This window comes from Spirillospora sp. NPDC048823, assembly GCF_043198445.1.
In the GTDB taxonomy this organism is placed as follows: Bacteria; Actinomycetota; Actinomycetes; order Streptosporangiales; family Streptosporangiaceae; genus Spirillospora.
This window is the reverse complement of sequence record NZ_JBICUT010000006.1, coordinates 160058-174669: the sequence shown is the minus strand read 5'-3', so window position 1 is coordinate 174669 and position 14612 is coordinate 160058. Positions and strand designations below refer to the sequence as shown.

Annotated in this window: 11 protein-coding genes; all 11 read left to right on the top strand. The window is 68.2% G+C overall.

What is annotated here, in order from left to right:
• Positions 1-59: 59 nt before the first annotated feature.
• The 11 genes from ACGFK0_RS16485 (at position 60) to rpoB (ending at position 14604) form a co-directional block, all read left to right on the top strand.
• Positions 60-758 (top strand): MlaE family ABC transporter permease, encoded by a 699-nt coding sequence (locus ACGFK0_RS16485; RefSeq protein ID WP_392905977.1) that lies wholly within the window; start codon positions 60-62, stop codon positions 756-758.
• Positions 758-1606: an MlaE family ABC transporter permease gene (locus tag ACGFK0_RS16480; RefSeq protein WP_392905534.1), complete on the top strand. Its 849-nt coding sequence runs from the start codon at positions 758-760 to the stop codon at positions 1604-1606. Before ACGFK0_RS16485 ends, ACGFK0_RS16480 begins: the two co-directional genes overlap by 1 nt.
• A 7-nt stretch (positions 1607-1613) precedes the next feature.
• Positions 1614-2918 (top strand): MCE family protein, encoded by a 1305-nt coding sequence (locus ACGFK0_RS16475; RefSeq protein WP_392905532.1) that lies wholly within the window; start codon positions 1614-1616, stop codon positions 2916-2918.
• The gene (locus ACGFK0_RS16470; protein WP_392905529.1) at positions 2915-3946 is read left to right on the top strand and encodes an MCE family protein; all 1032 of its coding nucleotides are present in this window, start codon (positions 2915-2917) and stop codon (positions 3944-3946) included. The genes ACGFK0_RS16475 and ACGFK0_RS16470 overlap by 4 nt, the downstream gene beginning before the upstream one ends.
• Positions 3947-5011, top strand: a complete 1065-nt coding sequence (locus ACGFK0_RS16465; protein ID WP_392905527.1) for an MCE family protein — start codon at positions 3947-3949, stop codon at positions 5009-5011.
• Positions 5012-5025: 14 nt separating this feature from the next.
• Positions 5026-6315, top strand: a complete 1290-nt coding sequence (locus ACGFK0_RS16460; protein ID WP_392905524.1) for an MCE family protein — start codon at positions 5026-5028, stop codon at positions 6313-6315.
• Positions 6312-7634 carry an MCE family protein gene (locus ACGFK0_RS16455; RefSeq protein WP_392905522.1) on the top strand — a complete coding sequence of 441 codons (1323 nt, stop codon included), beginning with the start codon at positions 6312-6314 and terminating at the stop codon, positions 7632-7634. The genes ACGFK0_RS16460 and ACGFK0_RS16455 overlap by 4 nt, the downstream gene beginning before the upstream one ends.
• The gene (locus tag ACGFK0_RS16450) at positions 7631-9121 is read left to right on the top strand and encodes an MCE family protein (protein ID WP_392905520.1); all 1491 of its coding nucleotides are present in this window, start codon (positions 7631-7633) and stop codon (positions 9119-9121) included. Before ACGFK0_RS16455 ends, ACGFK0_RS16450 begins: the two co-directional genes overlap by 4 nt.
• Positions 9122-9140: 19 nt before the next feature.
• Positions 9141-9629, top strand: a complete 489-nt coding sequence (locus ACGFK0_RS16445; RefSeq protein ID WP_392905517.1) for a hypothetical protein — start codon at positions 9141-9143, stop codon at positions 9627-9629.
• On the top strand, positions 9626-10597 hold the full coding sequence (locus tag ACGFK0_RS16440) for a hypothetical protein (protein WP_392905515.1): 972 nt from the start codon (positions 9626-9628) through the stop codon (positions 10595-10597). The genes ACGFK0_RS16445 and ACGFK0_RS16440 overlap by 4 nt, the downstream gene beginning before the upstream one ends.
• 539 nt (positions 10598-11136) lie before the next feature.
• Positions 11137-14604: a DNA-directed RNA polymerase subunit beta gene (gene rpoB / locus ACGFK0_RS16435; protein ID WP_392905513.1), complete on the top strand. Its 3468-nt coding sequence runs from the start codon at positions 11137-11139 to the stop codon at positions 14602-14604.
• The last annotated feature ends 8 nt before the right edge of the window (positions 14605-14612 follow it).

Here is a 14612-nt window from a genome sequence, read left to right as displayed (position 1 = left end):
ACATCGCGATCAAGGAACCGGGCCGGTTCTTCGCCCTGTGCCTGGACACGTTCCGCGCGATGTTCAAGTGGCCCTTCCAGTGGCGCGAGTTCGTCCAGCAGGCCTGGTTCATCGTCAGCGTCACCGTTGTTCCCACCATGCTGGTCGCCATCCCGTTCGGCGGAATCCTGTCGCTGCAGGTCGGCGGGCTCATCCGGCAGCTCGGCGCGCAGTCCTACACCGGTGCGACCGCGGTCGTCGCGATCGTCCGGGAGGCCAGCCCGCTGGTCACCTCGCTGCTGGTCGCGGGCGCCGCCGGGTCGGCGATGTGCGCCGACATCGGCTCCCGCAAGATCCGCGAGGAGATCGACGCGATGGAGGTCCTGGGCATCAACCCCCTGCACCGCCTCGTCGTGCCGCGGATGCTCGCCTGCGCCTTCGTCGCGCTGTTCCTGAACGGGCTGGTCTCGGTGGTCGGCCTGATGGGCGGCTACTTCTTCAACGTCATGCTGCAGGACGGCACCCCCGGCGCCTACCTGGCGTCCTTCAACGCGATCGCGCAGCTGCCCGACCTGCTGCAGGCCGAGTTCAAGGCGTTCGTGTTCGGCATCACCGCCGGCCTGGTCGCCGCCTACAAGGGGTTGAACGCCAAGGGCGGCCCGAAGGGCGTGGGTGATGCGGTCAACCAGACCGTCGTCATCACCTTCATGCTGCTCTTCCTGGAGAACTTCCTGATCTCCGCGCTGTACTTCCAGTTCGTCCCGTCGAAGGGCATGTGATGGCGGCCCCAGGAAAGACGGGAAAGACCGTCACCCGGGTGGTGAACGCCCCCCTGCAGCGGCTGGACGACTTCGGGCACCAGATGTCCTTCTACGCCCGCGCGTTCGCGTGGACGTTCCGGGTGCTGCGCCGGTACCGCACCGAGGTGCTGCGGCTGCTGGCCGAGGTGAGCCTCGGCACCGGCGGCCTCGCCGTGATCGGCGGCTCGGTGGTGATCGTCGGCTTCATGACGTTCTTCACCGGCAGCCAGGTCGGCCTGCAGGGCTACGAGTCGCTGAACCAGATCGGCACGGCCGCGTTCACCGGGTTCGTCGCGTCCTACTTCAACACCCGCGAGATCGCGCCGCTGGTGTCGGCGCTGGCGCTGTCGGCGACGGTCGGCTGCGGGTTCACCGCCCAGCTCGGCGCGATGCGGATCTCCGACGAGATCGACGCGCTGGAGGTCATGGCCGTCCCGTCGATGCCGTTCCTGGTGACGACCCGGATGCTGGCCGGGATGATCGCGGTCATCCCGCTGTACATCGTGGGCCTGCTCGCCTCGTACGGCGCGACGCGGGTGATCGTGACCGTGTTCTACGGGCAGTCGACCGGCACCTACGACCACTATTTCCATCTGTTCCTACCACCGAACGACATCTTGTGGTCGTTCGGCAAAGTGATCATATTCTCGGTGCTGGTGATGCTGATCCACTGCTACTACGGCTACCACGCGAGCGGCGGCCCCGCGGGCGTCGGCGTCGCGGTGGGCCGCGCCGTGCGCACCAGCATCGTCGTGATCAACGTGGCGGACCTGATGCTCGGCATGGCGATCTGGGGCACCGATACGACCGTCCGGATCGCGGGGTGACGGCGCCATGAGCGAACGTATTCGGTTCCGGGTCCTCGGGATGACGATGCTCCTGGTGATCGTCCTGCTGCTGGCCCTCACCGTGGCGCTGTTCAACAAGTCGTTCACCCCGGTGACCGAGGTGACGGTGAAGACCGAGCGCGCGGGGCTGCAGCTGCTGTCGCACTCGGACGTGAAGGTGCGCGGCCTGATCGTCGGGGAGGTGCGCGGCGCCGACGCCACGGCGGAGGGCGCGACGCTGCACCTCGCGCTCGACCCGGACAAGGCGGAGCTGATCCCGCGGAACGTGCAGGCGCGGCTGCTGCCGAAGACGCTGTTCGGCGAGAAGTACGTGGACCTGCACATCCCGGCGCAGGCGGGCCCGCTGGGGCTGGCCGAGGGAGCCGTCATCCCGCAGGACCGCTCGCGGGCGGCCGTCGAGATCGACAAGCTGCTGAACGACCTGCTGCCGCTGCTGCAGGCGGTGAAGCCGGCGGAGCTGAACGCGACGCTGAACGCCCTCGCCACGGCGCTGCAGGGCCGCGGCGACCAGATCGGGCAGAACCTGGAGCAGGCGGATGAGCTGCTGCGGAAGATCAACCCGCAGCTCGGCACGCTGGTGCACGACCTGCACGGCCTCGCGGACGTGTCCGACATCTACAACGCCGCGGCGCCGGACCTGCTGCAGACACTGCGGAACCTCAACGTGACCAGCCGGACGATCACCGACAAGACGGCGACGATCGAGCGGCTGATCCCGGCGACGACCGCGCTGGCGCAGGACGGCGACGTGTTCATGCGGCACAACGGGCCGAAGATCATCGGTTTCAACATCGCGAACCGCGACGTGCTGAGCGTGGTCGCCCGGTACTCGCCGACGATGCCGTGCGTGCTGGCCGGCCTGATGAAGCTCGCGCCGGAGGCCGAGCGGGTGGCCGGCGGCAACGGGTCCAAGACCTTCAACCTGACGGTCGAGATCGTCAAGCCGCGTCCGGGCTTCAAGCATCCGCTGGACCTCCCCGAGGTGAAGGACCAGCGCAACCCGCGCTGCTACAACCTGCCGAACCCGAAGGTTCCGTTCCCGGACTACCTGGCGCTCGACGGCACGCAGGACGACCTGTGGTGGAAGGACCCCGACCCCGCGAACGCCGGCGGCGGCCGCGGCCGGGCCCTGTCGAACGTCTTCGTCGACCCGGGTTCGATGAGCGAGAAGGAAAAGATCAAGAATGTCGTCGGGCCGATGACGCGGACCCCCGCCGACCAGGTCTCCGATGTGTCGTCGCTGATGTTCGGACCGCTGCTCGGCAACGGATCGGTGGTGACGATCAAGTGAAGACGACGAGCGCGGCGATCAAGCTGCTGACCTTCGTGGTCATCACCTCGGTGGCGACCGGTGTGCTGGCGATGACGATCGCGAACGTGCGCTTCAAGAACACCGACAGCTACAAGGCGATCTTCTCGGACGTGACCGGGCTGCTGGAGAACGACGACGTCCGCGTCGCCGGTGTCCGCGTCGGCCAGATCGAGGACATCAAGCTGTACAAGGGGCACCAGGCCGAGGTGACGTTCAGCGTCGAGGAGGGCGGCGCCTTCAAGGCGGGGCTGCCGTCCTCCACGCAGGCGCACATCCGCTACCGCAACCTGATGGGCCAGCGGTACCTCGCGCTGGCCGACGGCGCCGGCCAGGCCAACAACTACCTGGACCCCGGCGACACGATCCCGATCGCGCAGACCAAACCCGCACTCGACCTGACGACCCTGTTCAACGGCTTCCGGCCGCTGTTCAGCGCGCTGGAGCCCAAGGACGTCAACACGCTCGCGCTGCAGATCATCAAGGTGCTGCAGGGCGAGGGCGGCACGATCAACAGCCTGCTGGCGCACGTCGCGTCGCTGACCAACACTCTCGCCGACCGCGACAAGGTCATCGGCCGGGTGATCGACAATCTGAACGCCGTCCTCGGCACCATCGACGAGCGGCACACCGAGGTGAACCAGCTGATCCTGGACCTGCGCGGGTTCGTCAGCGGGGTGTCCGCCGACCGCGCGGCGATCTTCGACTCGGTCGCGGCGATCAACGATCTGACCGGCACCACACAGGACCTGCTCGCCGACGCCCGTCCCGGCATCCGCAACGACATCGCCGGCCTGCGCAAGCTCGCCGGGACGCTCAACGCGAACAAGGGCCACATCGACAAGGGCCTGAAGCGGAGCCCGGAGCGGCTGGAGGGGCTGGTGAACATCTCCTCCTACGGGTCCTGGTTCAACATGTACATCTGCGGTCTCGACGCGCGGGTGCGGCTGCCGGGCGGACCGGTCTACCAGACCCCGGCGATCGTGAACGAGAACGCGAGGTGCAAGTAGATGAGGGTCTCGTTCCGCGAACGCAACCCGGTTCCGATCGGCCTCGCCGGCTTCGCGATCATCATCGTGCTGGTGCTGGTGGCGATGAACCTTCAGAACATCCCGTTCGTCTCCGGCGGCACCACCCGCACCGCCTCGTTCAAGGAGGCGGCGGGGCTGAGGGCCGACGAGGAGGTCCGCATCGCGGGCGTCAAGGTCGGCAAGGTCACCGGACTGGAACTGGACGGCGACCGCGTCAAGGTCACGTTCCGGACCGACGACGGGGTGGAGCTCGGCGACCGCACCGAGGCCAGCATCAAGATCAAGACGGTGCTGGGCTCGCACTACCTGGAGCTCATCCCGCGCGGCAAGGGCGAGCTCGGCCGCACCATCCCGGTCGAGCGGACCCACGTCCCGTTCGAGGTCGTGCCGGCGATCAGCGAGCTGAGCCGGCGGGTCGGCGCGATCGACGTGCAGCAGGTCGCCAAGTCGTTCGACGTGCTGTCGCAGACGTTCGAGAACTCCCCCGAGGAGATCCGGGCGTCGCTGCAGGGCCTGCGGCGGCTGTCGGACACGATCGCGTCCCGTGACGAGGAGCTGCACGAGCTGTCCGGCAAGGCCAAGAACGTGTCGGAGCTGCTCGCGGACCGCAACCAGGACTTCGCCAAGCTCGTCCAGGACGGTGACAAGGTGCTGCAGGCCGTGCAGGCGCGGCGCCAGGTCATCCACCAGCTGCTGATCCGGACCGTGACCCTGTCCCAGCAGGTGAACGCCCTCATCAAGGAGAACGAGAAGCAGCTCCGGCCGATGCTGGACAACCTGGAGAAGGTCAGCAGGGTCCTGCTGAAGAACCAGAAGAACCTGGACCGGACCCTCCAGCTGCTCGCGCCGTTCGCCCGGCAGTTCGCCAACGTCGCCGGCACCGGACGCTGGTTCGACTCCTGGATCCAGAACCTCATTCCGATCCCCGCCTCGATCGAGGACGCCCCGGCCGGCGGCGGGACCACGACCAACAAGCAGGGCGGCCGGTCCGGCGGCGGCCAGACCGGTGTCACCGGCGACAACCCGTTGCCGTTCCTCCCGTGAGCAGGCAGGTTTCCGTGCGCACGAGTAACTCCCACCCCCGCGGCGGAGCAGCCGTCCTTCGGCTCGGCGGCGTGATCCTCGCCGTCGCCGCGCTGGTCGCGGCGCTCCTGCTGGTGTTCCAGGGGGAGAAGCAGCGTCACATGACGGCGTACTTCACCAAGACCGTCGGCCTGTACCCGGGCGCCGACGTCCGCATCCTCGGCATCCCGGTCGGCGAGGTCACCAGCGTCGAGCCGGTCGGCGACTCGGTGAAGGTCGAGCTGAAGTACGACGCCAAGTACAAGGTGCCCGCCAACGCGCAGGCGGTCATCATCAACCAGACGCTCGTCGCCGACCGCTACATCCAGCTCACTCCCGTCTACAAGAGCGGCGCGGTCCTGGCCGACGGCGCGACGCTGACCACGAGCCGCACCGCGGTGCCCGTCGAGGTCGACGAGATCGGCGGCAGCCTGAACGACCTCAGCAAGGCCCTCGGCCCGGAGGGCGCCAACGCGCCGGGCGCGGACGGCACCGGGTCGCTGTCGCGGCTGCTGAAGGTCGGCGCCGACAACCTGGAGGGGCAGGGCGACGACATCAGGGCGACGATCGAGGACACGTCCAAGGCGCTCAGCACGCTGAGCACCGACCGGGGCGACATCGCCGCGACGATCAAGAACCTGCGGATCATCACCGAGGCGATGAAGGCGAACGACCAGCAGATCAAGTCGTTCGGCGGGCACCTCAACCAGGTGTCGGCGCAGCTCGCGGGGGAGAAGGAGGAGCTGAGCGCGGCCCTCAACACCCTCGGCCCGACGCTGCGGAACGTGCAGCGGTTCGTCAAGGACAACCGCAGCGAGCTGGCCGTGAACGTCCGGCAGCTCGCCCAGATCACGGGTGTGCTGGTGAAGGAGAAGGACGCGCTGGCCGAGGTGCTCACGGCCGGCCCGCTGGCCGTCAACAACGTGGCCCGCGCGTACGACCCGATCAGCGGCACCATCCACACCCGCGCCAACTTCCGCCAGTTCCACGACCTGGCCGACTGGATCTGCTCGCTGGCCTACTCCGTCGGCACGCCCGCCAAGGAGTGCCTCGACTTCGTCGAGCCGTACAACGGCATCGGCAAGGCGCTGACGGGCCTGCACCTGGACTTGTCCTGGATCACGGCGCTGACCACGCACTACGACCCGGTGCCGATCCCGCCGGACGCCTACGGCCCGCAGGGCCCGCCCAAGTCGGCGAAGCCGGGCGGCAGCAGGACCGGCGCCGCCGCGCCGCAGAGCAAGCCCAAGGACATCACCGCGCTGCTGCCTGGAGGTGGCCGATGAGCACGACACGGCGGGTGCGCCGGACGGGACGTCTCGCCGGCCGCCGCGCACGGCTGTTCGGCGTCACCGCCGTCGCGGGCGTGACGGCCCTGTCGGGCTGCTCGTTCAACGGCGTCGCGTCGCTGCCGCTTCCCGGCGGTCCCGACCTCGGCTCGGACCCCAAGACCGTGAAGATCGAGTTCGAGAACGTGCTGGACCTCGTCCCGCAGTCGGCGGTCAAGGTCAACGACGTGTCGGTCGGCCAGGTCGAGGAGATCGACCTCGCCGGCGGGCCGGGCGGGCAGGGCGGGCAGCGCGGCTGGCACGCCGTCGTCACCGTCAAGGTGCGCGGCGACGTCAAGCTTCCCGACAACTCCGTCGCCACGATCGGCCAGACGAGTCTCCTCGGCGAGAAGTTCGTGCAGATCGACTCGCCGACGAACGAGCCTCCGTCCGGGGAACTCGAGGAGGGCGACCTGATCCCGCTGAACCGCACGACCCGCGGCACCGAGATCGAAGAGGTGCTGTCGGCGATGTCGCTGCTGCTGAACGGCGGCGGGCTGGAGCAGGTCTCCACGATCAGCCACGAGCTGCAGGCGGCGATGGGCGGCCGCGAGTCCACGATCAAGTCGGTGCTGCACCGGGTCGACACCTTCGCCGGGACGCTGGACCGCAACCGCGCCGCGATCACCCGGGCGCTGGACAGCATCGACCGGCTCAGCGGCAAGCTGGCGGACGAGCGCAAGACGATCCGGGACACCATCGACGAGACCGGCCCGGCGATCGCCGTCCTGAACCGCAACCGCGCCGACCTCACCAAGATGCTGGTCGCGCTGAACAAGCTCAGCCGCACCACCACCCACGTGATCAACCAGTCGAAGGCCGACCTGCTCGCCAATCTCAAGGATCTCGACAAGATCCTGCGGAACCTCAACAAGGCCGGCTCCGACCTGCCGAGGGCGCTGGAGTCGGTCATCACGTTCCCGTTCCCCGGCACGTTCGGGAACGTCATCGAGGGCGACTACGGCAACGTCCACATGACCGTCGACCTGGACTTCGAGTCCATCGCGCACAACCTGCTCGGCGGCACCGACCTTGAGGGGCTGCTCGGCAGCGGCAAGGAGATGCGCGGCATGCTCCAGGTGCCGAACGTGACGCTGCCCGACACCCCGCTGGGCGTGCTGCCCCAGACCGGGGACGGCAACGGCTCCGGCGGGCTGCCGGGGCTGCCCGCCGGCGGGACGAACCAGCAGGGAAACCAGCCGGGACGTCCGGGCGCGCTCGGCCCGCCGTCCGATGACGGCGGTCTGCGGACCCTGATGACCGGGGGCCTTTCATGATTCTCAAGCGCGGCATCATCTTCCAGCTGATCGCCTTCGCGGTGATCACCGTCGTCGGCGTGACGATCGTGTCGGTGAACTACATCGGGATCGGCCGCGACCTGCTCGGCCAGGAGTACGTCGCCTACGTCGACCTCACCGACTCCGGCGGCGTGTTCACCAACGCCGAGGTCACCTACCGCGGCGTCCCGGTCGGACGTGTCGGGCCCATCGAGCTGACCAAGGACGGCATCCGCGTCAAGCTGGAACTCGAACGCGGCGAGCAGATCCCGCGCGAGGGCACCAAGGCCATCGTGGCGAACCGGTCGGCGGTCGGCGAGCAGTACATCGACCTGGAGCCCACCAAGAAGAGCGGGCCGTACCTGCACGAGGGCGAGCCGTACACGATCCCGCGGTCGCGCACGGAGCTGCCGGTGTCCACGGCCGAGCTGCTGCGCAACGTCGACTCGCTCGTCGGGTCGGTGGACACCAAGGACCTCGGCATCATCGTGGGCGAGCTGAACAAGGCGTTCTCCGGCTCCGCCGAGGACCTGCAGTCGATCCTGGACGACACCGACCGGCTGCTGAAGACCGCCGAGCAGGCCTACCCCGACACCAAGCAGCTGCTGGACAACAGCGTGACCGTCCTGGACACCCAGCGCGGGCAGGGTGCCAACATCCGGGGCTTCGCACGGAACCTGAACGAGCTGAGCGCCTCGCTGCGCAACGACGACCCGGCGCTGCGCAGCACCATCGACGGCGTGCCGGGCGCGGTGGACGAGACGCACAAGGCCATCAACCAGCTCGCGCCGACGCTGCCCGTCCTCCTGGCCAACCTCACCACCACCGGCCAGATCATCTCGTCCCGCAAGGCGGGGCTGCGTTCGATGCTCATCCTTTACCCGCTGGCCGTCGGCGGTGCGTTCACCGTCACGCCTGGCGACGGAACCCAGCACCTGGGCCTCGCGCTGAACATCGACTCGCCGCCTCCGTGCACCGACGGCTACGAGAAGGTGAAGCGCCGCTGGCCGCAGGACACCTCCGAGAAGAAGCCGCGCCTGGACGTCGGCTGCACGGCGCCGCATGACTCGCCCAGCGCCGTCCGCGGCCCCCGCAACTTCCCCCGCGAGGCCATCGCGCCTTATCCGCAGGTCCCGCCCGGCGCGACCGCGGGCGCCGGGTTCCCGGAGGGCGGCGCGTACGTGAACGACGGCGACGGCGATGACGGCGACGGTGGCAAGCCGGAGGCCAAGAGCGACGGCAAGACCTCGGGCAAGACCTCGGCCAAGACCCAGGCCGCTCCCGAGCCCACCGCACAGCTGACGAACGGCCGCCTGTACTTGTCCTATCCGGCCAATTCAGTCGAATTCGCTGGATACGATCCAACGACCGGTGCGGTCTACGGACCCGACGGCAAGCGCTACGCGATGCCCCGCAGCGCCGGTACCCGTGAGTTGGGAGAGGAAAACTCGTGGAAGTGGCTCCTGCTCGGACCGCTGAGCCAGTGAATCCGGGAGGGCGGACCCGATGAGGCGGCGGCTGTCTCTGGTGAGCGCCATCGTGCTGAGCGTCGTCGTGGCCGGCCTGGCCGTCGCGGCCGGCTGGCTCGGCGTGATCACTCTCCAGAACAAGGACGAGGCCGACCAGAAGGCGAAGGCGATCCAGTCGGCGCGGCAGATGGGCGTCAACCTGATGTCGCTGAACGTCGACACCGCCCAGCGCGATCTGGACCGCATCGTGGCCGGCACCACCGGTGATCTGAAGAACAAGCTGGCGTCCCAGTCGAAGGCCTTCATGGACCAGGTCACCAAGGCCAAGGCGAAATCGACGGTCAGTGACGTCGAGGCCGCGCTGGTCTCCATCGACGACGACTCGGCCGAGGTGATGGTCTCCCTGACCGGGACCGTCACCAACGACAAGGTCAAGAACGGCACGCCTCAGGCGTACCGGTACCAGATGGACCTCACGCGGGTCGACGACCGCTGGCTCGTGTCCGGACTGGAGGTTGTCCCGTGACGATGCTCGGCCGGGGCAAGCGCTCCCCGAAGGACAAGGACGCCGGCAAGAAGCCGGCGGGCAAGAAGAAGCCCGCGACGAAGGCGGACAAGGCCGCCGAGGAGGCCGCCGAGGCCGCCCGGCTGGCGGAGGAGGCCGCCGCCAAGGCCAAGGAGGAGGCCGCGCGGCTCGCGCAGATCGCCGCGGACGAGGCCGAGCAGACCGAAGAGGACTCCGGCGAAGACGTCAAGTCGCTGGAGAAGCCCCGGCGTGGCCGGAAGGCCTCCGAAGGTGCGTCCACCGATGATGAAGCGTCAGAGGACGACTCAGGCGCTTCAGAGGCCACCTCCGCCGTCGCGGAGCCCATAGAGGACACCGAGACCGCCGAGCCGGACTCCGACGATTCCGGCGAGGAATCCGACGACGTCGACGAGGGCGAAGTCGATGAAGTCGATGAAGTCGAGGACGACGAGGACGACGACGAGCCGCGCCGCCGCATCCGCGCGGGCGGGCTTTCGACGGTCATCGCCGTCCTGGCCGTCCTGACGGTCGCGCTCGGTGCCGGCACGACGATGCTCGCCATGAAGGTCGGCGAGCAGAAGGCGACCGCGGCGGCGGCCAAGGAGGCGTCGATGGCCTCCTCCCGCGCGGCCCAGAAGCTGTCGTCGTACGACTACCAGACGCTCGACTCCGACCTGAAGGCCGCGTCCGCCACGACGACGGGCAAGCTGCACACCCAGTACGAGAAGCTCGCCCAGCAGCTCAAGACCATCGCCGTCCAGCAGCAGGCCATCTCCACCACGACCGTGATGAAGGTCGGCGTCGTGAGCGCGACGCCCGACAAGGTCGTGACGCTCGTCTACGCCAACCGCTCGTCGGTCACCAAGGACGACAAGGAGCAGCGGCTCCCCGAACCGCTGCGCATCAAGATGACGATGGTCGAGGACGACGGCAAATGGCTGGCGTCCGAACTCACCGTCATCTCCTGATCCCCCGTGATCCGCTGACCCCCCGCTGATCCGCCGCCCGGACCAGGCACAAGACCCGTCTTGGACCGGACCTGGGCCGGCGGAGCACGGCAGGCGCGTGGAGCGAGCGCAGCGAGCGGAGGGCGCATGCCCGTCGACGCAGGCGACCGCAGCGGCGCAGCACCGAACACAACGGGCACGACGACCGCAACGGCGGCGTGAGGATCGCCCGCGTCGCAACGGGTTTTTTGGGGGGGCCGCCCCCTCACTAAACTATGGCCTTCCTCACTGCAGGTCAGGGCCCGAAAAGTCCAACTCCGCTCTTGACTGAGAGGCGCTGAGGGGCGATGCTCCATGGCAACGTGATGCATACTGCGGCGCTAGAGTTGCGAGCGGTGTACCAGTCGGCTACACTGCCCCTTTGCGCTGCCCTCTGACTATCCGCGTGTGAGAGCACCCCTGCCGTGGTCCCTTTTGGACCCCTTTGTGCAGGTCTCAGACGTGGATCGTCTGGCGTGCGTGTCGTCAGTTACGCCGCGAGCCCTCGGAAGGACCACCTCTTGGCAGCCTCGCGCAACGCCTCGAATACCGCAACCGGTCCGAACCGCGTCTCCTTCGCGCGCATCAAGGAGCCGCTCGAAGTCCCGGACCTCCTTGCTCTGCAGACCAACTCCTTTGACTGGCTGCTGGGCAACGAGAGGTGGAAGGCCCGGGTCGAGGCGGCCCAGAAGGCCGGAAGTAAGAGTGTCCCGACCCAGTCGGGGCTGGAGGAGATCTTCGAAGAGATCAGTCCGATCGAAGACTTCTCCGGGACCATGTCCCTGTCGTTCCGCGACCACCGGTTCGAGCCGCCCAAGTACTCCGTCGAGGAGTGCAAGGACAAGGACATGACCTACTCCGCCCCCATGTTCGTCACGGCGGAGTTCATCAACAACACCACCGGTGAGATCAAGAGCCAGACGGTGTTCATGGGCGACTTCCCGCTCATGACCCCGAAGGGCACCTTCATCATCAACGGCACAGAGCGGGTCGTCGTCTCCCAGTTGGTCCGCTCGCCCGGCGTGTACTTCGACCGGGCACTCGACAAGGCGTCCGACAAGGACATCTACGGCTGCCGGGTCATCCCGAGCCGTGGCGCCTGGCTCGAGTTCGAGATCGACAAGCGCGACAACGTCGGCGTGCGCATCGACCGCAAGCGCAAGCAGCCGGTCACCGTGCTGCTGAAGGCGCTCGGCTGGGACGAGGCGCGCATCCGTGAGCGCTTCGGCTCCTACGAGTCGATCAACGTCACCCTGGAGAAGGACCACACCTCCGGCCAGGACGACGCACTGCTCGACATCTACCGCAAGCTGCGCCCGGGTGAGCCGCCGACGCGCGAGTCCGCGCAGACGCTGCTGGAGAACCTGTACTTCAACCCGAAGCGCTACGACGTCGCCAAGGTCGGGCGCTACAAGATCAACAAGAAGCTCGGCCTCGACCTGGACATGAACCAGGGCACGCTCACCGAGGACGACATCGTCTCCACGATCGAGTACCTCGTCCGGCTGCACGCCGGCGAGGAGGAGGCGACCCTCAGCGCCGTCGCGGTGCCGATCGAGGTCGATGACATCGACCACTTCGGCAACCGGCGCCTGCGCACCGTGGGCGAGCTGATCCAGAACCAGGTCCGCCTGGGCCTGGCCCGGATGGAGCGCGTCGTCCGCGAGCGGATGACCACCCAGGACGTCGAGGCGATCACGCCGCAGACCCTGATCAACATCCGGCCGGTCGTCGCCTCCATCAAGGAGTTCTTCGGCACCAGCCAGCTGTCGCAGTTCATGGACCAGACCAACCCGCTGGCCGGGCTGACGCACAAGCGGCGGCTGTCCGCGCTGGGCCCCGGTGGTCTGTCGCGTGAGCGGGCGGGCATGGAGGTCCGCGACGTCCACCCGTCCCACTACGGCCGCATGTGCCCGATCGAGACGCCGGAAGGCCCGAACATCGGGCTGATCGGCTCGCTCGCCGCGTTCGGCCGGGTGAACCCGTTCGGGTTCGTCGAGACGCCCTACCGGCGGGTCACCGACGGCATCGTCACCGAGCAGATCGACTACCTGACCGCCGACGAGGAGGACCGCTTCGTCGTCGCGCAGGCCAACTCGCTGATCAACGACGACGGCACCTTCGTCGACGACCGCGTCCTGGTCCGCCTCAAGGGCGCCGAGGTCGAACTCGTCCCCGCCCGCGAGGTCCAGTACATGGACGTCTCGGCGCGGCAGATGACCTCGGTCGCCACCGCGATGATCCCGTTCCTGGAGCACGACGACGCCAACCGCGCGCTCATGGGCTCCAACATGCAGCGCCAGTCCGTCCCGCTGCTGCGCAGCGAGGCGCCGCTGGTCGGCACCGGCATGGAGTACCGTGCCGCGACCGACGCCGGCGACGTCATCACGGCCGAGAAGGCCGGTGTCGTCGAGGAGGTCTCCGCCGACTACGTGACCGTCATGAACGACGACGGCACGCGGACGACCTACCGCGTCGCCAAGTTCAAGCGGTCCAACCAGGGCACCTGCTTCAACCAGAAGCCGATCGTCGAGGAGGGCCAGCGGGTCGAGCTCGGCCAGGTCGTCGCCGACGGTCCGTGCACCGACGACGGCGAGATGGCGCTCGGCAAGAACCTCCTCGTGGCGTTCATGCCGTGGGAGGGCCACAACTACGAGGACGCCATCATCCTCAGCCAGCGCCTGGTGCAGGACGACGTCCTCTCCTCGATCCACATCGAGGAGCACGAGGTCGACGCCCGCGACACCAAGCTGGGCCCCGAGGAGATCACCCGGGACATCCCGAACGTCTCCGAGGAGGTCCTGGCCGACCTCGACGAGCGCGGCATCATCCGCATCGGCGCCGACGTCGTCCCCGGCGACATCCTGGTCGGCAAGGTCACGCCCAAGGGCGAGACCGAGCTGACCCCGGAGGAGCGGCTGCTGCGGGCGATCTTCGGTGAGAAGGCCCGTGAGGTCCGCGACACCTCGCTGAAGGTGCCGCACGGCGAGCAGGGCAAGGTCATCGGCGTCCGGGTGTTCTCCCGCGACGAGGGCGACGAGCTCCCGCCCGGCGTGAACGAGCTGGTCCGGGTGTACGTCGCGCAGAAGCGCAAGATCACCGACGGCGACAAGCTCGCCGGCCGGCACGGCAACAAGGGCGTCATCTCCAAGGTGCTGCCGGTCGAGGACATGCCGTTCATGGAGGACGGCACCCCGGTCGACATCGTCCTGAACCCGCTGGGCGTCCCCGGGCGCATGAACGTGGGCCAGGTCCTGGAGACCCACCTCGGCTGGGTCGCGTCCCGCGGCTGGAAGATCGAGGGCGACTCCGAGGACTGGCAGAAGGCGCTCAAGGCGATCGGCGCCGACGAGGCCGAGCCGTGGACGAAGACCGCCACGCCGGTTTTCGACGGTGCCCGCGAGGACGACGTCACCGGCCTGATCGCGAGCACGCTGCCCAACCGCGACGGCGACCGCATGGTCGAGCCGGGCGGGAAGGCGCGGCTGTTCGACGGCCGTACCGGCGAGCCCTACAAGGACCCGATCTCGGTCGGTTACATCTACATCCTCAAGCTGCTCCACCTGGTCGACGACAAGATCCACGCGCGGTCGACCGGCCCGTACTCCATGATCACCCAGCAGCCGCTCGGCGGTAAGGCCCAGTTCGGCGGCCAGCGCTTCGGTGAGATGGAGGTCTGGGCGCTGGAGGCGTACGGCGCCGCCTACGCCCTGCAGGAGCTGCTGACCATCAAGTCCGACGACGTCCTCGGCCGCGTGAAGGTGTACGAGGCCATCGTCAAGGGCGAGAACATCCCCGAGCCCGGCATTCCCGAGTCCTTCAAGGTGCTCATCAAGGAGATGCAGTCGCTGTGCCTCAACGTCGAGGTGCTCTCCAGCGACGGCATGTCCATCGAGATGCGCGACACCGACGAGGACGTCTTCCGTGCGGCGGAGGAGCTCGGCATCGACCTGTCCCGGCGTGAGCCGAGCAGTGTCGAAGAGGTCTGATCAACTCA